This window comes from Dickeya sp. NCPPB 3274, from assembly GCF_000406205.1.
GTDB classification, from domain to species: Bacteria; Pseudomonadota; Gammaproteobacteria; order Enterobacterales; family Enterobacteriaceae; genus Dickeya; species Dickeya fangzhongdai.
The window spans coordinates 656,826-679,307 of the sequence record NZ_CM001979.1 but is presented as its reverse complement, the minus strand read 5'-3'; the positions used below and the strand labels follow the sequence as shown (position 1 = coordinate 679,307).

Annotated in this window: 20 protein-coding genes and 2 tRNA genes; 4 read left to right on the top strand and 18 right to left on the bottom strand. The window is 55.9% G+C overall.

Annotated elements, in window-relative coordinates; genetic code table 11:
* Positions 1 to 420 precede the first annotated feature (420 nt).
* Positions 421 to 723, top strand: coding sequence for a GIY-YIG nuclease family protein (locus DXX3274_RS03780; RefSeq protein ID WP_042858646.1), 303 nt, complete (start codon positions 421 to 423; stop codon positions 721 to 723).
* Here DXX3274_RS03780 and DXX3274_RS03775 read toward each other — a convergent pair.
* Positions 710 to 1,213, bottom strand: coding sequence for a GNAT family N-acetyltransferase (locus DXX3274_RS03775; RefSeq protein WP_042858644.1), 504 nt, complete (start codon positions 1,211 to 1,213; stop codon positions 710 to 712). The two genes, DXX3274_RS03780 and DXX3274_RS03775, sit on opposite strands and share 14 nt — an antisense overlap.
* Positions 1,207 to 1,731 (bottom strand): SCP2 domain-containing protein, encoded by a 525-nt coding sequence (locus DXX3274_RS03770; RefSeq protein WP_042858643.1) that lies wholly within the window; start codon positions 1,729 to 1,731, stop codon positions 1,207 to 1,209. The genes DXX3274_RS03775 and DXX3274_RS03770 overlap by 7 nt, the downstream gene beginning before the upstream one ends.
* A 318-nt stretch (positions 1,732 to 2,049) precedes the next feature.
* Here DXX3274_RS03770 and DXX3274_RS03765 point away from each other — a divergent pair, with 318 nt between their 5' ends.
* From DXX3274_RS03765 to DXX3274_RS03755, 3 genes are all read left to right on the top strand, one after another.
* Complete coding sequence (locus DXX3274_RS03765) at positions 2,050 to 3,048, top strand: peptidase U32 family protein (RefSeq protein ID WP_038662395.1); 999 nt, start codon at positions 2,050 to 2,052, stop codon at positions 3,046 to 3,048.
* An 18-nt stretch (positions 3,049 to 3,066) separates the two neighbouring features.
* The gene (locus tag DXX3274_RS03760) at positions 3,067 to 3,945 is read left to right on the top strand and encodes a U32 family peptidase (protein ID WP_038662398.1); all 879 of its coding nucleotides are present in this window, start codon (positions 3,067 to 3,069) and stop codon (positions 3,943 to 3,945) included.
* A gap of 116 nt (positions 3,946 to 4,061) precedes the next feature.
* On the top strand, positions 4,062 to 5,081 hold the full coding sequence (locus tag DXX3274_RS03755) for an LLM class flavin-dependent oxidoreductase (protein WP_042858642.1): 1,020 nt from the start codon (positions 4,062 to 4,064) through the stop codon (positions 5,079 to 5,081).
* A gap of 80 nt (positions 5,082 to 5,161) precedes the next feature.
* On the opposite strand, the gene DXX3274_RS03750 is transcribed toward DXX3274_RS03755, so the two are convergent.
* The 16 genes from DXX3274_RS03750 to ftsH all read right to left on the bottom strand — a co-directional run bounded on the left by DXX3274_RS03750 (position 5,162) and on the right by ftsH (position 22,481).
* Positions 5,162 to 7,039 carry a DEAD/DEAH family ATP-dependent RNA helicase gene (locus DXX3274_RS03750; protein WP_042858641.1) on the bottom strand — a complete coding sequence of 626 codons (1,878 nt, stop codon included), beginning with the start codon at positions 7,037 to 7,039 and terminating at the stop codon, positions 5,162 to 5,164.
* A gap of 12 nt (positions 7,040 to 7,051) precedes the next feature.
* On the bottom strand, positions 7,052 to 7,111 hold the full coding sequence (gene yrbN / locus DXX3274_RS24480) for a protein YrbN (RefSeq protein WP_107760761.1): 60 nt from the start codon (positions 7,109 to 7,111) through the stop codon (positions 7,052 to 7,054).
* A gap of 108 nt (positions 7,112 to 7,219) precedes the next feature.
* On the bottom strand, positions 7,220 to 8,104 hold the full coding sequence (nlpI, locus tag DXX3274_RS03745; RefSeq protein ID WP_042858639.1) for a lipoprotein NlpI: 885 nt from the start codon (positions 8,102 to 8,104) through the stop codon (positions 7,220 to 7,222).
* Between the two features lie 127 nt (positions 8,105 to 8,231).
* Positions 8,232 to 10,352 carry a polyribonucleotide nucleotidyltransferase gene (gene pnp, locus DXX3274_RS03740; RefSeq protein ID WP_042861858.1) on the bottom strand — a complete coding sequence of 707 codons (2,121 nt, stop codon included), beginning with the start codon at positions 10,350 to 10,352 and terminating at the stop codon, positions 8,232 to 8,234.
* 250 nt (positions 10,353 to 10,602) lie between these two features.
* Positions 10,603 to 10,872: a 30S ribosomal protein S15 gene (rpsO, locus tag DXX3274_RS03735; RefSeq protein ID WP_012771120.1), complete on the bottom strand. Its 270-nt coding sequence runs from the start codon at positions 10,870 to 10,872 to the stop codon at positions 10,603 to 10,605.
* A 107-nt stretch (positions 10,873 to 10,979) separates the two neighbouring features.
* Positions 10,980 to 11,936 carry a tRNA pseudouridine(55) synthase TruB gene (truB, locus tag DXX3274_RS03730; RefSeq protein WP_042858638.1) on the bottom strand — a complete coding sequence of 319 codons (957 nt, stop codon included), beginning with the start codon at positions 11,934 to 11,936 and terminating at the stop codon, positions 10,980 to 10,982.
* Positions 11,936 to 12,337, bottom strand: coding sequence for a 30S ribosome-binding factor RbfA (gene rbfA / locus DXX3274_RS03725; RefSeq protein WP_038662414.1), 402 nt, complete (start codon positions 12,335 to 12,337; stop codon positions 11,936 to 11,938). Before rbfA ends, truB begins: the two co-directional genes overlap by 1 nt.
* Positions 12,338 to 12,411: 74 nt before the next feature.
* Positions 12,412 to 15,120 (bottom strand): translation initiation factor IF-2, encoded by a 2,709-nt coding sequence (gene infB / locus DXX3274_RS03720; RefSeq protein ID WP_042858637.1) that lies wholly within the window; start codon positions 15,118 to 15,120, stop codon positions 12,412 to 12,414.
* A 25-nt stretch (positions 15,121 to 15,145) separates the two neighbouring features.
* Positions 15,146 to 16,636, bottom strand: a complete 1,491-nt coding sequence (gene nusA, locus DXX3274_RS03715) for a transcription termination factor NusA (RefSeq protein ID WP_042858635.1) — start codon at positions 16,634 to 16,636, stop codon at positions 15,146 to 15,148.
* Positions 16,637 to 16,657: 21 nt separating this feature from the next.
* Complete coding sequence (rimP, locus tag DXX3274_RS03710) at positions 16,658 to 17,110, bottom strand: ribosome maturation factor RimP (protein WP_042861857.1); 453 nt, start codon at positions 17,108 to 17,110, stop codon at positions 16,658 to 16,660.
* A gap of 218 nt (positions 17,111 to 17,328) precedes the next feature.
* A tRNA-Met gene (locus tag DXX3274_RS03705) sits at positions 17,329 to 17,405 on the bottom strand.
* 59 nt (positions 17,406 to 17,464) lie between these two features.
* A tRNA-Leu gene (locus DXX3274_RS03700) sits at positions 17,465 to 17,551 on the bottom strand.
* Positions 17,552 to 17,606: 55 nt separating this feature from the next.
* Positions 17,607 to 17,942, bottom strand: a complete 336-nt coding sequence (gene secG, locus DXX3274_RS03695; protein ID WP_039692127.1) for a preprotein translocase subunit SecG — start codon at positions 17,940 to 17,942, stop codon at positions 17,607 to 17,609.
* 298 nt (positions 17,943 to 18,240) lie between these two features.
* Positions 18,241 to 19,578 (bottom strand): phosphoglucosamine mutase, encoded by a 1,338-nt coding sequence (gene glmM / locus DXX3274_RS03690; RefSeq protein ID WP_042858634.1) that lies wholly within the window; start codon positions 19,576 to 19,578, stop codon positions 18,241 to 18,243.
* A gap of 8 nt (positions 19,579 to 19,586) precedes the next feature.
* A complete protein-coding gene (gene folP, locus DXX3274_RS03685) occupies positions 19,587 to 20,420 on the bottom strand; it encodes a dihydropteroate synthase (protein ID WP_042858632.1) in 834 nt (277 codons plus the stop codon).
* 105 nt (positions 20,421 to 20,525) lie between these two features.
* Positions 20,526 to 22,481: an ATP-dependent zinc metalloprotease FtsH gene (gene ftsH / locus DXX3274_RS03680; RefSeq protein WP_071603903.1), complete on the bottom strand. Its 1,956-nt coding sequence runs from the start codon at positions 22,479 to 22,481 to the stop codon at positions 20,526 to 20,528.
* Position 22,482: the final 1 nt, after the last annotated feature.

Sequence of the window (22,482 nt, the reverse complement as noted above, 5' to 3'; positions counted from 1 at the left end):
AAGCGGTTTATCCCCGCTGGCGCGGGGAACACGCTGAGTCTGGCCTATAACGCACAGTCTCTGTCGGTTTATCCCCGCTGGCGCGGGGAACACATAGATTCTGCGGCATTCAGTGTTTCCTCTGCCGGTTTATCCCCGCTGGCGCGGGGAACACGCCCGTCAAATTTTTTTGTGCACGCCAATAACCGGTTTATCCCCGCTGGCGCGGGGAACACTCTAAAAGTATATACTTGTTTTTTAATGATTTTTAAAGCCTGGAAAATTCCACCAACTTTTTCATGTTGTTAAAGAGCGCTAACTTATTGATAAATAATAGCCTCAAATTTTTCTACCGCCGCCCACCGACGAATACGGCAGCACGGGCAGCCTTTATCGAGATATCACCGTAAGATAAGCGCGGACCCACGAAAAGGAAATGCCGTGAATAACAGTGAGACAACCTGGTTTCTGTACCTGCTGCGCACTGGCAGCGGATGGCTTTACACCGGCATCACCACTGACGTGGCGCGGCGGCTGGCGCAGCATCAGAGCGGAAAAGGGGCGCGGGCGTTGCGCGGCAAAGGGCCGCTGACGCTGGCGTATCACTGCGTGGCGGGCGATCGTTCCACCGCGCTGAAATGGGAATATCGCGTCAAGCAACTGAGCAAAATGCAAAAAGAAAGGCTGGTGCAACACCAGCCTTCGACGCTTACCGATTTTATGCCGCTGTTCAGAAGCGATTGAACGGCTCGGCGTACTCCACCAGACCGCTGGCGCCCTGAAAGTGGTTGTCCGCCAGCGGGTAAACCTGAAATGCCCGTTCGCTGCCCGGCCAGCGGCAGCACAATTGTTGATCCTGCGCCGGCACAAAGCCAAAACGAGCGTAATAATGCGGGTCGCCCAGCACTACCACTGCGGTGTAGCCAAATTCGTTGAGCGCATCCAGCCCTTCATACACCAGTTGCTCGCCGATCCCCTGACAGCGCAGGCTTTCGTCTACGGCCAACGGCGCCAGCGCTACCCACTGCCGGTCTTCGCCGCCCAGCGTCACCGGGCTGAACGCGGCATATCCCACCACGCCGCCTTCGTCGTCGGTAGCGACGATACCCAACGTCAACTGGCCGTCTTCACGCAGCTGATGCACCAGTTCCGCCTCGGCCTCAGAGGGAAACGACCGCCGCAACAAGGCGTCGATGCCCGGCGCATCGACCGGAATTTCAACACGAATCAGCATGACACTGGCGCGTGCGGACTGGCTTGCTCTGCGCCCTCCTGTAAACCGGCAGCCACGAACCCGGCCAGTTGCAGCAGCGCAACGCGCAGCGGCGCGGGCATACTTTCCAGCTCGATGGCGTCCATCAGGTTCTTGACGTACAGCCCCAGCTCGGTGTCCCCTTCAATGCGCAGGCGGCGCTGGAAAAACAGCGTGTCCGGATCTTCACGACGGGCAGCGATCAGGATCAGATCGTTGGCATCGGCGCTGAAGCTCACATCCGCCAGTTCGTTGTAACTGATTTCCAGCCGGTTATCCCGCAACGTGACAAACCACTGCAAACCGATATCGCGAACCTCGATTCGCAACCAACGCCCGTCAAGAAAATCCAGTTCGCCTTCTTCCAGCGCCTGGCGGAACTGCCACCCCAGCAGTTGCTCCAGCACCCGGCGTTGCAGGAAGAAAGGCGTTAACGTTAACGGCTTACTCAGTAAACGTGGCCCTTGACGCACAATCTGCGCACGTAGTTTTTCCAACACTGGCGTACTCCTCATAAAGCGATGCGGCTTAACCGATATGGTCATTATTCTGCCACAGAACGGGAAACCGGCAGCAGGGGTCTACATCAATAAAAACGCCGGACGCGTTTTTTAACATCGCGTAGCGACACCCGCGGGCAAGTCGCTGGAATGTGACGAGTTAAATTTAGCCTGTTCTGCGCCAAATCACGACCGGTAAGCGCCAGCAATTCCCCGATATGCTGGTTTAAATCAAAGTCGCCGGCAGCCGGGTTCACTAAGATTCCTTTTCATTGCAAACCGGCCCGCTGCGTCAGGCCGTGATGAAAGGACGTAAGAATGGAACTGCTTTGCCCCGCCGGTAATCTGCCGGCACTAAAAGCCGCCATCGACCATGGCGCCGACGCGGTGTACATCGGGCTGAAAGACGATACCAACGCCCGCCACTTCGCCGGCCTCAATTTCAACGACAAAAAACTGCAGGACGCCAGCGACTACGTGCATCGCCACCGCCGCAAACTGCATATCGCCATCAACACCTTCGCCCACCCGGACGGCTATCAGCGCTGGCAGCGGGCGGTGGACACCGCGGTGCAGACCGCCGGCGCCGATGCGCTGATTCTGGCGGATCTGGCGATGCTGGAGTATGCCGCCGAGCGCTATCCGGCGGTAGAGCGGCACGTGTCGGTGCAGGCATCCGCCACCAACGAGGAAGCCATCCGTTTTTATCAGCGCCACTTCGATGTCGCCCGCATCGTGCTGCCGCGCGTGCTCTCCATTCATCAGGTCAAACAGCTTTCGCGTACCAGCCCGGTGCCGCTGGAAGTGTTCGCCTTCGGCAGCCTGTGCATCATGGCTGAAGGGCGCTGCTATCTGTCCTCCTACCTGACCGGCGAGTCGCCCAACACCGTGGGCGCCTGCTCGCCGGCACGTTTCGTGCGCTGGCAGCAGACGGAAAACGGCATGGAATCACGGCTAAACGATGTGTTGATCGATCGCTATCAGGATCATGAAAACGCCGGCTACCCGACCTTGTGTAAAGGCCGCTATCTGGTGGATGGCCAGCGCTATCACGCGCTGGAGGAACCCACCAGTCTGAATACGCTGGAACTGCTGCCGGAACTGATGGCGGCCAATATCGCCTCGGTGAAAATCGAAGGTCGTCAGCGCAGCCCGGCGTACGTCAGCCAGGTAACCCAGGTATGGCGGCAGGCGATCGACCGCTGCAAGGCCGATCCGGCGCATTTCACCCCCACCGCCGAGTGGATGGAGGCGTTGGGCGCCGTCGCCGAAGGTACGCAGACCACGCTGGGCGCCTATCATCGCCAGTGGCAGTAGCCAGGAGACATCGACAACATGAAATATTCACTGGGCGCCCTGCTCTACTATTGGCCCAAAGCCGACATTGAAACGTTTTATCAGGCAGCGGCCGCCAGCAGCGCCGATATCATCTATCTGGGTGAAACCGTGTGCAGCAAACGCCGGGGCATGAAAGTCAGCGACTGGCTTGACCTCGCGCGCGCGATCGCGGCCAGCGGCAAGCAGGTGGTGATCTCCACACTGTCGCTGCTACAGGCGCCTTCCGAACTGACCGAGCTGAAAAGGTATGTGGAAAACGGCGAATTCCTGCTGGAAGCCAACGATCTGGGCGCGGTCAACATGGCGGCGGATCGCGGCCTGCCGTTTGTCGCCGGCCACGCGCTCAACTGTTATAACGCCTACACCCTGCGGTTACTGCACAAACAAGGCATGATGCGCTGGTGTATGCCGGTGGAACTGTCGCGGGATTGGCTGCAACATCTGCTCAATCAGTGCGATGAGCTCGGTTTTCGCCATCAGTTTGAGGTGGAAGTGCTGAGTTATGGTCATCTGCCGCTGGCGTATTCCGCCCGCTGTTTTACCGCTCGTTCGGAAAACCGCCCCAAGGACGAATGCGAGACCTGTTGCATCAATTACCCGCAAGGGCGCCAGATGCTGTCGCAGGAAAACCAGCAGGTGTTTGTGCTTAACGGCATCCAGACCCAGAGCGGTTACTGCTATAACCTCGGCAACGATCTGACTTCAATGGATGGGCTGGTGGATATCGTGCGCCTGTCGCCGCAAGGACTGGATACGCTGGCGATGATCGACCGTTTCCGCGCCAACCAGCACGGCGGGCAGCCGCTGACGCTGGCAAACCAGCAGGATTGCAACGGCTACTGGCGACGGGTGGCCGGGCTGGAGCTGGTCGGTTAAATCAGTCGGGACGATGCGCACGCATCGTCCGTTGCAAATTGTTAAGATCGCGTAACATCTCATTTGTGTTTATTCGGGCTGACGCCGTCAGCCCCTCAACCCGATGAGTCACGCTTATGACAGCTACCGTTCCTTTCTCGCTGCTCGATCTGGCCCCTATCCCGCAAGGCAACACAGCCCGCGATGCGTTCCACCATTCTCTGAGTCTGGCGCAGCACGCGGAAAAATGGGGATATCAACGCTACTGGCTGGCGGAACATCACAACATGACCGGTATCGCCAGCGCGGCCACGTCGGTGCTGATCGGTTACATTGCCGGCGGTACGCAACATATCAAGCTCGGTTCCGGCGGCGTCATGCTGCCAAACCATGCTCCGCTGGTGATTGCCGAACAGTTCGGCACGCTCGAATCGCTCTATCCCGGCCGGATTGAGCTGGGTCTGGGACGCGCGCCGGGCACCGACCAACGAACCATGCAAGCGTTGCGCCGCCATCTGAACGCCGATATTGACGATTTTCCCCGTGATGTGCAGGAACTTCAGCGCTACTTCGCTCCAGCTCAGCCGGGACAAGCCGTGCAGGCCGTGCCGGGACAGGGGCTGAACGTCCCGATCTGGTTGCTTGGATCCAGCCTGTACAGCGCCCAGTTAGCTGCATCGATGGGATTGCCGTTTGCCTTCGCCGCCCATTTCGCGCCGGACATGCTCCTGCAGGCATTGCAGCGTTATCGGGATAACTTCCAGCCTTCCGCCCAGCTTGAGAAACCGTATGCCATGGTGTGCGTCAACGTGGTCGCCGCCGACAGCGATAGGGACGCCCGTTTTCTGTTCACTTCGTTGCAGCAGCAGTTTATCAACCTGCGACGCGGCACGCCGGGGCCGTTGCCTGCGCCGGTAACGTCGATGGAGGCGCACTGGTCCGCCGCGGAACAGTTTGCGGTAGAACAGACCTTACGACTGGCGGTGGTGGGCGATCCGACCAAAGTGCGTCATGGCCTGCAAACCCTGCTGCGGGAAACCCAGGCGGACGAGCTGATGATTAACGGCCAGATATTCGACCATCAGGCGCGGCTGCGTTCATTTGAACTGGTGGCACAGTTGCAAGCGGAAATCGTGCGGGAACCGCGCATTCAGTGATATAAAAATCATCACATAGAAAACCGTGACATAAAAAAACCAGCCCGAGGGCTGGTTTTTCATATCAACGTCAGACGTTATCAGGCATTGCTGAAACGGCGCGGCGCGCGCTGACCGTCACGGCTGCCGCCACGGCGCTCGCCACCTTCACGGCGTTCGCCATTGAACGGACGACCGCGGCCATTGCCAGCACCGGCGCGCTCGCCAAAGCTACGACCACCACGATCGCCGCGCTCACCGCCTTCACGACGCTCACGGCGTTCATGCGGCTGTGCATCGCCCATCAGTTGCATATTCATCGGCTTGTTCAGAATACGCGTACGGGTGAAGTGCGACAGCAGATCGCCTGGCATGCCTTTCGGCAGCTCAATGGTGGAATGCGAGGCAAACAGTTTGATGTTGCCGATGTAACGGCTGCTGATGTCGCCTTCGTTAGCAATCGCGCCCACGATATGACGCACTTCCACGCCGTCGTCACGACCCACTTCGATCCGATACAGATCCATTTCGCCGACGTCACGACGTTCACGACGAGCCGGACGATCCTCGCCACGCGGACTACGATCGTTACGGTCGCCACGGCGTTCAAAGCGCTCGTCGCGTTCGCGGAATTCACGACGCGGACGACGCTCAACCACCGGATCCGGCGGCAGAATCAGCGGACGTTCGCCCTGCGCCATCTTCAGCAGCGCGGCTGCCAGCGTTTCGATATCCAGCTCTTCCTGCGGCAGCTTGCTGAGCAGCGCACGGTACATGTCCAGATCGCTGCTTTCCAGTTGCTGCTGTACTTTAGCGGCAAACTGCGCCAGACGGCGCTGACCCAGCAGTTCGGCGTTCGGTAGATCCACTTCCGGAATCGTCAGCTTCATGGTGCGCTCAATGTTGCGCAGCAGGCGGCGTTCGCGGTTTTCCACGAACAGCAGCGCGCGTCCGGCACGTCCGGCACGTCCGGTACGGCCGATACGGTGTACGTAGGACTCGGAATCCATCGGGATGTCGTAGTTCACTACCAGGCTGATACGATCAACATCCAGACCACGCGCGGCAACGTCGGTCGCGATCAGGATATCCAGACGACCGTCTTTCAGGCGCTCCAGCGTTTGTTCACGCAGCGCCTGATTCATGTCGCCGTTCAGCGCGGCGCTGTTGTAACCGCTGCGCTCCAGCGCTTCGGCCACTTCCAGCGTGGCATTCTTGGTGCGCACGAAAATGATCGCCGCATCAAAATCTTCCGCTTCCAGGAAACGGATCAGCGCTTCATTTTTACGCATGCCGTATACCGTCCAGTAGCTCTGGCTGATATCCGGACGAGTCGTCACGCTGGACTGAATGCGGACTTCCTGCGGATCGTTCATGAAACGACGGGTGATACGACGAATCGCTTCCGGCATGGTGGCGGAGAACAGCGCCGTCTGATGTTCAGCCGGGATCTGCGCCATGATGTTTTCCACATCTTCGATGAAGCCCATGCGCAGCATTTCGTCTGCTTCGTCCAGCACCAGACCGCTCAGGTTGGACAGATCCAGCGTACCGCGTTTCAGGTGGTCCAGCAGACGTCCCGGGGTGCCGACGACAATCTGCGGTCCCTGACGCAGCGCGCGCAACTGCACGTCATAACGCTGGCCGCCATACAGCGCCACCACGTTGACGCCCTGCATATGTTTGGAAAATTCGTTACAGGCTTCTGCAACCTGCACCGCCAACTCACGGGTCGGCGCCAGCACCAGCAACTGCGGCGCTTTCAGGTCAGCCTTGATATTGTTCAGCAGCGGCAGGGAAAATGCCGCGGTCTTGCCGCTCCCGGTCTGCGCCATACCCAGTACGTCGCGCCCGTTGAGCAGATGAGGAATACATTCCGCCTGAATCGGGGACGGCTTTTCGTACCCCATCTCAGACAGTGCATTCAGAATCGGAGCGGACAGCCCCAGACTAGCAAAAGAGGTTTCAAACTCTGCCATGTAAACTTTGCCTCACTTCAAAATGGCGGCCAGTCTACATAACTTGTCGAGAAAATACTCAATCATTTTCATTGAAAAGTGTGAACCGGCTCAAATTGGATTAAAAAGCGAACAAAAAAGCCTCGCCCGTTAAGGCGATGAAGAAATCATCATGATTTCAGGCTGAAAGGTGTTCGTCAGCTATTGCTGGTCCGATCCTGATAGGTCGTCTTGCTCTTGGCCTAACTGCGCCAATTCCAACAATGCATAGCGGTGCTCAACAAAGTTGTGAACATTGTTAGCAACCGTCAGCTTGAACAACGCCTCGGCGGTGTTCTTGTCCCCCAGACTTAGGTAGTGCTTACCTAAATAGAAGTCAGTTTCACTGAGATGCTCGGCGAGCGAAGTGTTATCCTTAGCTTCTTCCTGCACACGCTGCATCAACACTTTTTCGTTGATGTCGCCCAGGTAGAATTCGACAATCGTCCATCCCCACACACCTTTCTTTGCCCCTTCGTAGCGTTCTTTCAACGCTAGTTTGGCCTTTTCGGGATTGATTTCTCTCTCCACCAGGTAAAGCCACAGGGAACGGAAAGGATCATTAGGATCGTCGCGATAAAACGCTAGCAGATCATCCTGCGCCAACAGGTAGCGACCGCCGTAGTACAAAGCGATGCCCCGATTCAAACGCGCATAATTGTAAGTTGGATCAAGCTCTAATACAGAATCAAACGCTTCATAGGCAGCATCAAAATTGCCTGCCTGCGTCAAGTAAATGCCGAGATAGTTAAACACTTCCGGCATATCGGGACGGATGGAAAGCGCTTGTGAAAAATCATTTCGCGCCAACGCCCGTAACCCGAGGCTATCATACAGCACTCCGCGCTCATATAACAGCTGTGCTCGTTCATCGGGAGTAATTGCCCGGCTCGCCAAGATCTGCTCCATGCGCGCCAGGATGACTTCCTGCTGCAGCGTTGGCTGCAACGGTACCGCCAGCAATGCATCTTTGCGCCAATCCGTGTTGCTGCATCCTGCCAGCATAATTGCTGTCGCAACATAACACCAGCGCAAGAAAGGCTTCATTTCCCACTCCCGAAGACAAACATTGGATGAACATCCTGTCCCCGACTGCTCAGCATAAGGATATCCGTTCCTTATAATACACGCAGCTCCTTCACATCGTAAGGAGCTGCCAATCGATTATCCGCTATTATTCTTCCTCGGAAACCGGAACAGTTTCCTGAGATTGAGCATTTGCTTCTTTTATGCTCAAACGGACACGACCCTGACGGTCCACTTCCAGTACCTTGACCGGTACTTCCTGGCCCATCTGCAGATAGTCGGTCACTTTCTCAACGCGCTTGTCGGCGATCTGAGAAATATGCACCAGACCTTCTTTACCGCCGCCGATGGCGACAAAGGCGCCAAAGTCAACGATACGGGTCACTTTACCCTGATAGATACGGCCCACTTCGATTTCAGCCGTGATCTCTTCGATACGACGAATGGCATGTTTCGCTTTTTCGCCGTCGGTCGATGCGATTTTCACCGTGCCGTCATCTTCGATCTCGATGGTAGTACCGGTTTCTTCGGTCAACGCGCGGATCACCGAACCACCTTTACCAATCACATCTTTGATCTTGTCGGTGCTGATCTTGATGGTGTGAATACGCGGTGCGAATTCAGAGATATCGCCGCGCGGCGAGCTGATGGCCTGTTCCATCACGCCCAGAATGTGCAGACGCGCACCCTTGGCCTGATTCAGCGCCACCTGCATGATTTCGCGGGTGATGCCTTCGATTTTGATGTCCATCTGCAGCGCGGTCACGCCTTCACGGCTACCAGCCACTTTGAAGTCCATGTCGCCCAGGTGGTCTTCGTCACCCAGAATGTCAGACAGAACTACGAAGTTGTCGCCTTCTTTCACCAGACCCATCGCGATACCGGCAACGGCAGCCTTGATCGGCACACCGGCATCCATCAGCGCCAGTGACGCGCCGCACACGGACGCCATAGAAGAAGAACCATTGGACTCAGTGATTTCGGATACCACACGCACAGTGTACGGGAAAGCTTCCGCTTTCGGCATCACAGCCAGCACGCCACGTTTAGCCAGACGACCGTGACCGATTTCGCGACGTTTCGGCGAACCGACCATACCGGTTTCGCCCACGGAGTACGGCGGGAAGTTGTAGTGCAGCAGGAAACGATCGGTACGTTCGCCGGTCAGTTCGTCAATAATCTGCGCGTCACGCTCGGTACCCAGCGTCGCGGTAACCAGCGCCTGAGTCTCACCACGGGTGAACAGAGCGGAACCGTGGGTACGCGGCAGTACGCCGGTACGAACGTCCAGACCACGGATCATGTCTTTTTCACGGCCGTCGATACGCGGTTCGCCACGCAGTACACGGCTACGCACCACATTCTTCTCGATGCTGCCGAGAATATCGCGCAGTTCGTTTTCGTCCAGCGAGTCATCTTCCGCCAGCAAAGCCGCAACCACGTCGGATTTGATGGTATCAACCTGAGCGTAGCGCTCCTGTTTTTCGGTGATGCGATAGGCATCGCCCAGACGGGCTTCAGACAGCGCCTGCACACGGTTGTGCAGTTCGACATTAACTTCCGGCGCCTGCCAGTTCCACTTCGGCTTACCGGCTTCCGCCGTCAGCGACTTGATGTTTTCGATAACAATCTGCTGCTGATCGTGACCGAACACGACCGCGCCCAGCATCTGATCTTCGCTCAGCAGATCCGCTTCGGATTCAACCATCAGCACCGCGCCTTCAGTACCGGCAACCACCAGATCCAGACGGCTGGTTTTCAGCTCTTCGGTAGTCGGGTTCAGCACATACTGGTCGTTGATGTAACCAACGCGAGCAGCGCCAATCGGGCCGTTGAACGGAATGCCGGACAGACTCAGCGCAGCGGAAGCACCGATCATGGCGACGATATCCGGGTTAACCTGCGGGTTAACGGAAACTACGGTGGCGATAACCTGCACTTCATTAACAAAACCATCCGGGAACAGCGGACGAATCGGACGGTCGATCAGACGGGAAATCAGAGTTTCGCCTTCGCTCGGACGGCCTTCACGACGGAAGAAACCACCGGGGATACGGCCAGCAGCGTAGGTACGCTCCTGATAGTTAACGGTCAGCGGGAAAAAGTCCTGACCCGGTTTGGCCTGTTTGGCACCTACCACGGTCACGAATACCGCGGTGTCATCCATGCTGACCATCACGGCGGCAGTGGCTTGACGAGCCATCATGCCGGTTTCCAGTGTCACGGTATGTTGACCGTACTGGAATTTACGAACGATCGGATTAAGCAAAATACTGTCCTTTACCAGAGGCGCGCGCCATATCCCTGATACGGCACACCAGTTAATACCCGACCCGCTCATTACATCCTCGCGACTAATGACAACCCTCATCTGACGCCACAGATAAAGCCTCTCATTAGCCGCGCGAATCGCTGTAATAACGGATCATATTCACAACAGCAATACATTACTCTGTTTTGCTGGCACTTCCTAGAAGAAAGGGGCCCAAAGAGGCCCCTTTCTCCTGAAACTCGTCGAATTAGCGACGCAGACCCAGACGTTCAATCAGGGTGGTGTAGCGTGCCAGATCTTTACGCTTCAGGTAGTCCAGCAGCTTACGACGCTGAGAAACCATACGCAGCAGACCGCGGCGGCTGTGGTGATCTTTCTTGTGCTCGGCAAAGTGACCCTGCAGATGGTTAATCTGAGCAGTCAGCAGAGCAACCTGAACCTCGGTAGAACCGCTGTCATTTGTACCACGACCAAATTCCGCAACAATTTTCGCTTTCGCTTCAACGCTTAGAGACATGATTTACTCCAAAATATTATAGATAGAACGGGCGCCGATCTCTAATTCAGCCGCCCAGGATTTAAGCCGCGCCATTTTACTCTCAGCGCCATCTAATCGCAAGGCGCTCAGGCATCCGCCGGCACAGGGTTTTCTACTACCAGACGACGCGGCGCGACCCGACCTTCGTCATCGATTTCCCCCATCCCGATAAACCGGCGCGCGTCACCCTCGGTAATGCGCACCATACCGTCAGCCGGCGTAGCGGCAGCACGCACCGCCTGCCCCAGCTTGAGATAACCCGCCACCACCGGCGACAGATTAACTTCCGGAAACGCCTGCACGGCGGTATCCATCGGCAACAGCAGCACATCCAGCAACTCGCCGATCGGCTGCTCCTGCGCTTCCGCCTGTTCACGCAACGCCTGCAACTGCTCCAGAGTCACCATCCGCTCGATCGGATAAGTCGCCACCTGCAACCGCCGCAGGTAAATCACATGGGCGCCACACCCCAGCTTCTCGCCCAGATCATCGATAATGGTGCGGATGTAAGTTCCCTTGGAACAATGGATTTCCAGTTCCAGCTCATCCCCTTCCCAGCGGATAAACTGCAACTCATACACCGTAATATCACGCGCTTCACGCGGCACGACCAGCCCCTGACGCGCATATTCGTACAGCGGGCGCCCCTGATATTTCAGCGCGGAATACATTGACGGCACCTGCTGGGTATCGCCACGGAAACTGTCCAGCGCCTGCATCAGCAGGTCATGGGTAAAGGTTACCGGACGCTCCTGAATCACATTACCGTCGGCATCCGAGGTATCCGTGCGCTGCCCCAGACGAGCAATCACCCGGTAGCGTTTATCGGCATCCAGCAGGTACTGGGAAAACTTGGTCGCCTCACCCAGGCATATCGGCAGCATGCCGGTTGCCAGCGGGTCCAGCGCGCCGGTATGCCCGGCTTTATTGGCATTAAATAGGCGTTTTACCTTCTGCAGCACATCGTTGGACGATGCTCCTTGCGGTTTATCCAGCAACAAAACGCCGTGGATATCCCGGCCGCGGCGACGAGGACGCGACATTACCCCTCCTGCTCATCATCTGCGGCAGGGGTACGACGTTCCGCATCACGTCTGACCACGTTGGTCACCAGATTGGACATCCGCATCCCTTCCACCAGGGAGTTGTCATAGGAGAAGGTCAGTTCCGGCACAACACGCAGACGCATGGCCTTGCCCAACAGCATACGGATAAAACCGGACGCATCCTGCAACGCCTTCACTCCGGCTTTGACCTGCTCCGGTTCGTTGTCATTCAGAAAGGTCACAAATACTTTGGCGTAAGCCAAATCGCGCGACACTTCCACGCCGGATACCGTCGCCATGCCCACACGCGGATCTTTCACTTCACGCTGAATGATAATGGCGAGTTCTTTTTGCATTTCCTGAGCCACACGCTGCGTGCGGCTGAATTCTTTTGCCATGATGAATCCTCAGAGAAAAATCGGGGGGCACTCGGCCCCCCAGCATGAAAACATCAGGTACGTTACTGCACGTATCAGTCGATGGTGCGTTTGATCTCAATAGTTTCAAACACTTCGATCACGTCGCCAGTGCGAACGTCATTGTAGTTCTTCACGCCGATACCACATTCCATACCGTTACGGACTTCGTTGACGTCGTCTTTGAAGCGGCGCAGGGATTCCAGCTCGCCTTCAAAGATAACCACGTTGTCACGCAGCACGCGGATTGGGTTGTGACGTTTCACCACCCCTTCGGTCACCATACAGCCGGCAATCGCGCCAAACTTCGGTGACTTGAACACATCGCGCACTTCCGCCAGACCGATAATTTCCTGCTTGTACTCCGGCGCCAGCATACCGCTCATCGCCTGCTTCACTTCGTCGATCAGGTCATAGATGACGGAGTAGTAACGCAGATCCAGGCCTTCCGCCTCGACGATACGACGGGCAGAGGCATCCGCACGCACGTTAAAGCCAAGGATGATCGCGTTGGATGCCGCGGCCAACGTGGCATCGGTCTCGGTGATCCCACCCACACCGGAGCCCACAATCTTGACTTTGACTTCGTCGGTGGACAGTTTCTGCAACGAATCGGAAATCGCTTCCACAGACCCCTGAACATCGGCTTTCATTACAATGTTCAGCTCGGAAACTTCGCCCTCGGTCATGTTGGCGAACATGTTTTCCAGCTTGGACTTCTGCTGACGCGCCAGCTTCACTTCGCGGAACTTACCCTGACGGTAAAGCGCCACTTCACGAGCTTTCTTCTCGTCACGCACCACTGTCGCTTCGTCACCGGCCGCCGGTACGCCGGACAGACCCAGGATTTCCACCGGAATGGACGGACCCGCTTCAGTAATTTCACGACCCAGTTCGTCACGCATGGCACGCACGCGGCCATATTCGAAACCACACAGGACGATGTCGCCCTTGTTCAGCGTACCTTCACGTACCAACACGCTCGCAACCGGGCCACGACCTTTGTCCAGGAAGGATTCGATCACCACGCCGCTGGCCATACCGCTGCGAATGGCTTTGAGTTCCAGAACTTCGGCCTGCAGCAAAATGGCTTCCAGCAGCTCATCGATGCCTTCACCGCTTTTGGCGGATACGTGCACAAACTGAGATTCACCGCCCCACTCTTCCGGCATGATGCCGTACTGAGACAGTTCGTTTTTGACGCGATCCGGATCGGCTTCCGGTTTGTCGATTTTGTTTACGGCAACCACTACCGGTACCTTGGCGGCCTTGGCATGCTGAACAGCTTCGATAGTCTGAGGCATCACACCGTCATCAGCAGCCACCACCAGCACCACGATATCCGTAGCCTGCGCGCCACGCGCACGCATAGCGGTAAACGCGGCGTGCCCCGGCGTATCCAGGAAGGTAATCATGCCGTTGTCAGTTTCAACGTGATAGGCACCGATATGCTGGGTAATACCACCAGCCTCGCCAGCCGCTACCTTGGTGGAGCGGATGTAGTCCAGCAACGAGGTCTTACCGTGGTCAACGTGACCCATAATGGTCACTACCGGCGCGCGCGATTCTGCGGAGGACAAACCGGTATCACGGTCACTCATTACCGCTTCTTCCAGCTCGTTTTCACGGCGCAGGATCACTTTATGACCCATTTCTTCCGCTACCAGCTGCGCGGTTTCCTGATCGATAACCTGGTTGATGGTAGCCATCGCGCCCAGTTTCATCATCGCTTTGATGACCTGAGAACCTTTGACGGCCATCTTGTTCGCCAGCTCGGCTACAGTAATAGTTTCGCCAATCACCACGTCGCGGTTGACCGCCTGCACCGGCTTATTGAAGCCCTGCTGCAGGGTACTCGGCTTACGCTTGCCTTTACCGCCGCGAGTCACCGCACGGGCTTCTTCGCGATCGGCCTTCGATTCAGACAGACGGCTGCCTTTTTTCTGTTTGGTAACCTTGCTGCCGCGACCGCGACCGCGACGATCGCCTTCCACCTGACGATCATTCTCATCTTCCGCTTCACGCGCGTGATGAGAGGTGGTTACGTGGTAATCCGCGTCTTCGGTTTCATCGCCTTCTTTTTCCCAACGTCCGGCATTTTCTTCTGCCATCTGGCGGGCCTCTTCTGCGATACGACGAGCTTCTTCCTCGACCTTACGACGAGCCGATTCTTCCGCCTTACGCTTGAGTTCAGCCGCTTCCGCTTCGCGACGCGCTTTCTCAGCCTGAGCTGGTTTAGTCATACTATCGTTTTGTTGGTTGCTCACTTTCTCTTTTTCCGCTACGTCACGCTTAGCTTTTTCAGCGGCCTCACGTTTGGCTTGCTCTTCAGCAACAGCGCGCTTTGCCTTCTCTTCTTCCTCACGTTTGGCCTTTTCTTCGGCTTCGCGTTTGGCTTGATCTTCGGCTGCGCGTTGCGCCTGTTCTTCCGCTTCACGCCGTGCCTGCTCTTCCTCAGCTTGCTGCTCGTCGTGAGGATCGCGTTTTACATAGGTGCGCTTCTTGCGGACTTCGATCTGCACCGATTTACTCTTACCACCGGTGCTGGGGATATTTAAAGTGCTACGTGTTTTACGCTGCAGTGTCAATTTTCCCGGCGCGCCGCCGCGGTCGCGGTTCAGGTGCGCCAGCAGTGTTTCTTTCTCATTCTGAGTCACAGAGTCCGATGCAGACTTGGTGATTCCCGCATCAGCAAACTGCTGTATCAGGCGGTCAACCGGCGTCTGGATCTCTGCGGCCAGTGATTTTAGGGTTACATCTGTCATGCTGTTCCTTTCCTGCTACAGTTCGTTATTCGTTACTGCCACCAAACCAACAGATATTACGTGCAGCCATAATCAGCTCGCCGGCTTGTGTTTCATCAAGCCCTTCAATATCTGCCAGGTCGTCGACGCCCTGCTCAGCAAGATCTTCCAGCGTGCAAACACCGCGCGCGGCCAGTTTAAACGCCAGCTCGCGGGACAGACCAGATAAATTGAGCAAATCTTCCGCCGGCTGACCACTGCCGCGGTTTTCTTCATTCGCCAGAGCCAGCGTGGTCAGCGCCGCTTTTGCCCGCTCACGCAGAGCTTCGATGGTTTCTTCATCCAGACCATCGATCTCCTGCAGCTCATGGATTGGCACATACGCCAGTTCTTCCAGCGAAGAGAAGCCTTCTTCAACCAGCGCCGTCGCGAACTCTTCGTCAATATCCAGGTGCTTGGTGAAAATATCGATGGCGGCATGGGCCTCTGCCTGGTGTTTCGCCTGCAGATCTTCAATCGTCATCACGTTCAGTTCCCAACCGCTCAGTTGAGAAGCCAAACGAACGTTCTGACCGTTGCGGCCGATGGCCTGCGCCAGATTGCCGGCTTCAACCGCGATGTCCATAGTGTGTTTGTCTTCATCAACCACAATGGACGCCACATCGGCTGGCGCCATGGCGTTAATGACAAACTGCGCCGGATTATCGTCCCACAGCACGATATCGATACGCTCGCCGCCCAGCTCGCTGGATACCGCCTGAACGCGCGCGCCGCGCATCCCCACGCATGCACCGACCGGATCGATACGCTTGTCGTTGGTTTTGACCGCGATCTTGGCGCGGGAACCCGGATCACGGGCCGCAGCTTTGATCTCAATAACTTCTTCGCCGATTTCCGGCACTTCGATACGGAACAATTCAACCAGCATTTCGGGGCGGGAACGGCTCACAAACAACTGTGCCCCACGCGCTTCCGGACGAACGGCATACAATACGCCGCGAATACGGTCGCCCGGGCGGAAGTTCTCACGCGGCAGCATGTCTTCACGGCCGATCACAGCTTCAGCATTGCTGCCCAAATCCAGCGTGATGTTATCGCGGTTAACTTTTTTAACCACGCCGGTGACGATCTCGCCTTCCTGTTCACGGAACTGGTCAACCACCATGGCGCGCTCGGCTTCGCGCACTTTTTGCACGATAACCTGCTTGGCGGTCTGAGTGGTGATGCGGTCGAAAGTTACGGATTCGATCTGATCTTCGATATAGCCACCCAGATCCACGCTCGGCTCTTCAAACTGCGCCGCTTCCAGGGTGATTTCACGTGTCGGCTGGGTGACTTCGTTCACAACCTGCCAACGACGGAAGGTATCGAAATCGCCGGTTTTGCGATCGATACAGACACGAACATCAATTTCCTGCTCGTATTTTTTCTTGGTCGCTGTCGCCAGTGCAGTCTCCAGCGCTTCAAAAATCTTTTCACGCGGCACGGCTTTTTCATTGGAAACCGCTTCAACAACAGCCAGAATCTCTTTATTCATCCTAGTTGCCTCATCCAAACTTTAAAAGTGGGGTACCAGGTTCGCCTTCTGGATATTGCTCAGCGCGAACACTTCATCTTTGCCTTCCACTGTTACGGTGATCATCTCGCCTTCAACGGATTTGATGATGCCTTGCCACTTACGGCGATTCTGCACCGCCATGCGCAGCACCAGGCTAACTTCTTCACCCACGAAACGCTCGTAATGCGCAGCGGTAAAGAGCGGCCGTTCCAGGCCCGGCGACGACACTTCCAGGTTATAGGCAACGGATATGGGATCCTCAACATCCAGTACCGCACTGACCTGGTGGCTAACATCAGCACAATCATCAACAGTGATGCCATCTTCACTATCAATATAGATTCGCAGTGTCGACTGGCGTCCCCGAATGAACTCAATGCCCACCAGCTCATAGCCCAGGGCTTCAACAGGTGCCGAAATCATCTCTGTTAACTTTTGTTCTAATGTGGACAAGCCCACCCCCAAGACATAAAAAAAGGGCTTAATAGCCCAGTAATTCTGCTGTCAGATAACAAAAAACCCCGATATATCGGGGCTTTGTGCAACTGGACCCTATTTACCGCAAACTACTGCGGCATAACTACCATCAAGTATTCTTTCAGAATTCACCGTAGATAATGCGTTTGATGCGATACAGTTTATTTGAAAAAAAACTTTTCTGGGAAGTTAAGTGGTTGCGGGGGCCGGATTTGAACCGACGACCTTCGGGTTATGAGCCCGACGAGCTACCAAGCTGCTCCACCCCGCGTCCGAAAACGTGGCAAATACTACGCTGACAACTTCGAAAATGCAAGTTATCTATAGGATTGGTACCGAGGACGGGACTTGAACCCGTAAGCCCAATCGGGCACTACCACCTCAAGGTAGCGTGTCTACCAATTCCACCACCTCGGCATCACAATTGCTTTTTATCATCAGCGGCGTTTACCCGCCGATGAAACGCCCGCGATTATTTAGGAATATCGCTTGACGGTGCAGCCGGTGCTTTTGACTGCTCTGCTTTTTCGGGCGCAGCTGGCTGACTCAGGTTTTCCCACTCGCTGCCTTTCTTGCTGTGGTCGGAACTCATGTTCCCCAGAATCAGGCTGAGTACGAAAAACAGCGTGGCAAACAGCGCCGTCATTCGGGTCATGAAATTGCCGGATCCGCTCGAACCAAACAAGGTAGCGGAAGCCCCTGCTCCGAACGACGCTCCCATATCTGCACCTTTACCTTGTTGCAGCATGATAAGACCAACCAGGCCAATCGCCACAATCAGGAAAATTACCAGAAGAGCTTCGTACATAGTCGTACCTGTTATTTATCCCCACCACCTGGTGAGGCATCGCTAATTCTTGCGGCTTACCCGCGACTACCCGCCAGGAGATGTAACTCCCCTATAAAGCGGGTCTGAATACTAACCAAAGCATCGGGTGTACGCAAGGGTAATTTGGCGCCAACCCTCTGATTGAGGAAAAAACCAGCGACCAAAAAAGAAAGACCGGAAAATACTGGCTAGCCAACTGATTACACAGCATTTCACGCTATCACACCGTGTGACGGGTATTCACTGCCTGTCACACGGTCGATACATTATTCTGCCCTTAACCGGCCGCTTTTACCGCATCGGCAATGCGGTTTGCCATCTGGGTAACCGTCGCTTCGTCTTCCCCTTCCACCATTACCCGGATCAAGGGTTCAGTACCAGACTTACGCAGTAATACCCGGCCACGACCGGCCAATTGCTCTTCCACAGCTTGCGTGGCCTGTTTCACCAACTCGCTTTCCAGCGGGTCGCCTTCTCCGGAGAAGTGCACATTAACCAGTATTTGCGGAAAGAGCTTCATGCCGCTGCACAGGTCATGCAGGCTCATATGATTGCGGACCATGGCTGTCAGTACCTGCAAGCCTGCGATGACGCCATCACCGGTAGTGGTTTTATCCAACAGAATAACGTGACCGGAGTTTTCCGCGCCCAGACGCCAGCCTTTTGACTGCATCAACTCCAGCACGTAACGGTCTCCCACCTTGGCACGGGCAAACGGGACGCCTAACTGCTTTAGCGCCAACTCCAGCCCCATGTTGCTCATCAATGTACCGACCGCACCACCGCGCAGTTGCCCCTGGCGCAACGCTTCGCGTGCGATAATGTACAGGATCTGATCGCCATCGACTTTGTTGCCCTGGTGATCAACCATAATCAGGCGGTCGCCATCTCCATCAAACGCCAGACCGACATCCGCTTTTTCAGACAGCACTCGCGCCTGCAATTGCGTGACGTCAGTAGCTCCGCACTGTTCATTGATGTTCATGCCATCGGGCTCACAGCCAATGGCAATCACCCGGGCGCCTAATTCACGCAGCACGCTGGGCGCAATGTGGTAGGTAGCGCCATTGGCGCAATCCACCACGATTTTAAGTCCGCTGAGGCTCAGCTCGCCGGGAAACGTGCCTTTACAAAATTCGATATAGCGCCCGGCAGCATCAACGATACGGTTCGCCTTGCCCAATTCGGCGGATTCGACGCAGGTCAATGGTTTTTCCATTTCTGCTTCGATCGCCTCCTCCACTTCATCCGGCAGCTTGGTGCCGTCAATCGAAAAGAACTTGATACCGTTGTCGTAGTAGGGGTTATGTGAAGCCGAAATCACGATCCCGGCTTCAGCACGAAAGGTACGGGTCAGATAAGCCACTGCCGGGGTTGGCATAGGTCCGGTGAACGATGCGGACAAGCCAGCCGCCGCCAGTCCGGCCTCAAGCGCAGACTCCAGCATGTAGCCGGAAATACGGGTATCTTTACCAATAATAATTTTTCTGGAACCGTGACGCGCCAGAACTTTGCCGGCAGCCCACCCCAGCTTCAATACAAAATCAGGCGTAATCGGCAGATCGCCCACCTTGCCCCGAATACCGTCAGTGCCAAAATATTTGCGGCTACTCATAATTGTTGTTATTCCTTCGCTGATAGAGTTGCTTCGACTACACGTATTGCATCCACCGTCGCTTTCACATCATGGACACGGATAATATGCGCACCCTTCATCGCGGCAATAACCGCGCATGCTACACTGCCATAAACCCGTTCAAGCGGCGGAACACCCAGCAATTGCCCAATCATGGTTTTTCTGGACATACCAACCAGCAACGGCAAACCGAAGCGATGTAATTCTTCCAGGTGCCCCAGCAACCGATAATTATGCTGCAGATTCTTGCCGAAGCCGAACCCCGGATCCAGCAATAACTGGTCGCGTGGAATACCGGCTGCGACACAACGGGCGATATGATGCTCAAAAAACGCCGAAACCTCACCTACCACATCGTCATAATGCGGCGTATGTTGCATGGTTCTTGGCAATCCCTGCATATGCATCAGGCACACGGGCAGACCTGTGGTCGCCGCAGCCTCCAGCGCCCCCGGCTCTCTAAGCGCCCGAATATCGTTGATCAGGTGTACGCCGGCCTGCGCACAGGCGGTAATCACTTCAGGCTTGGACGTATCTACCGAAATCCAGGTTTCAAAGCGTTGCGCCAACGCTTCCACCACCGGCACAACCCGCTCCAACTCTTCATCGGTACTGACTTCGTCTGCGCCCGGTCGGGTAGACTCGCCCCCTACATCAATGAAAGTGGCGCCAGCAGAAATCATCTGCTCGGCATGGATCAAAGCCGTGTTCAGCGTGTTGTGTTTACCGCCGTCAGAGAAGGAATCCGGGGTTACATTCAAAATCCCCATGATCTGGGGACAGGAGAGATCCAGCGTCAATCCACGAGCGTTCAGTTTCATGTTTTGCTTCTCAAATTCGTCTAACCAGCATGTCCTTCCGGAGTAAAAAACCCCGGCAAGCCGGGGTTGGAGGAAAGCTGTGGCCCGCCAGGGACCGTCATACCATTACTTGTCGTTCAAAGGCCCGGACATGGTATTGCCCGGTGTCGGCGCATGAGGCTCATCCGCCGGCGTCGGCGCCTTGGGAGCCCCGCCATTGTCAGACGACGACGAAGAGTTATTACCCGAAGTCGGTTCTTCCCAGCCAGCAGGCGGGCGAACGTCTTTACGTGACATCAGATCATCGATTTGCGGCGCATCGATAGTCTCATACTTCATCAGCGCGTCCTTCATCGAATGCAGAATGTCCATATTGGCCATCAGCAATTCGCGGGCACGCTGATAGTTACGCTCGATCAACGCCTTAACTTCCTGATCGATGATACGCGCCGTTTCATCCGACATATGCTTAGCTTTGGCTACAGAACGGCCGAGGAACACTTCGCCTTCTTCTTCCGCATACAGCAATGGCCCCAGCTTTTCTGAAAAGCCCCATTGCGTCACCATGTTGCGGGCGATGGAAGTCGCCACTTTGATGTCGTTGGAAGCACCGGTAGAAACATGCTCGGATCCGTAGATGATTTCTTCAGCCAGACGGCCGCCGTACAGCGTGGAAATCTGGCTTTCCAGTTTCTGGCGGCTGGCGCTTATCGCATCCCCCTCAGGCAGGAAGAAAGTCACACCCAGAGCACGGCCGCGCGGGATGATCGTCACCTTGTGCACCGGATCGTGCTCCGGCACCAGACGGCCGATAATCGCATGGCCCGCTTCGTGATAAGCGGTGGATTCTTTCTGCGCTTCGGTCATCACCATAGAGCGGCGTTCCGCCCCCATCATGATTTTGTCCTTGGCCTTCTCGAATTCCACCATCGAAACCACGCGACGGTTGCCACGAGCCGCAAACAACGCAGCTTCGTTCACCAGGTTAGCCAAATCTGCGCCGGAAAAGCCCGGCGTGCCGCGCGCGATAACGGAAGCGTCAATATCCGGCGACAGCGGTACGCGGCGCATATGGACTTTCAGAATCTGTTCACGGCCACGGACATCCGGCAGACCAACCACCACCTGACGGTCAAAACGACCGGGACGCAGCAGCGCCGGGTCCAGCACGTCAGGACGGTTAGTCGCGGCGATAACGATGATGCCTTCGTTGCCTTCAAAACCATCCATCTCAACCAGCATCTGGTTCAGCGTTTGCTCACGTTCATCATGACCGCCGCCCAGACCCGCGCCACGCTGGCGGCCCACGGCGTCGATTTCATCGATAAAGATGATGCAGGGCGCAGCTTTCTTGGCCTGCTCGAACATGTCACGCACGCGAGAAGCACCGACGCCCACAAACATTTCTACGAAGTCAGAACCGGAAATGGTGAAAAACGGCACTTTCGCTTCACCGGCGATAGCTTTCGCCAGCAAGGTTTTACCGGTCCCCGGCGGGCCGACCATCAGCACGCCTTTCGGAATTTTACCGCCCAGTTTCTGAAAGCGGCTCGGCTCGCGCAGGTACTCCACCAGCTCGGCAACTTCTTCTTTGGCTTCATCACAGCCCGCCACATCGGCGAACGTGGTTTTAATCTGATCTTCCGTCAGCATCCGTGCCTTGCTTTTACCAAAAGACATGGCACCTTTGCCGCCTCCGCCCTGCATCTGGCGCATGAAGAAAATCCAGACACCAATCAGCAACAGCATCGGGAACCAGGAAATGAAGATCGAAGCCAGCAGGCTCGGTTCTTCCGGCGGTTCACCAACCACTTTCACATTTTTGGTCAGAAGGTTATCCAGCAGTTTAGGATCGTTGACAGGGATGTACGTGGTGTAGCGGCTGCTGTCTTTTTTGACAACATTGATCTCGCGCCCGTTGATACGCGCCTCACGGACCTGATCCTGATTCACTTCAGTCAAAAAGGTTGAATAATCCACCCTACGGCCATTCGACTCGCTGGGCCCAAAGCTCTGGAATACGGACATCAGCACTACCGCGATGACCAACCAGAGAATCAGGTTTTTCGCCATGTCACTCAAG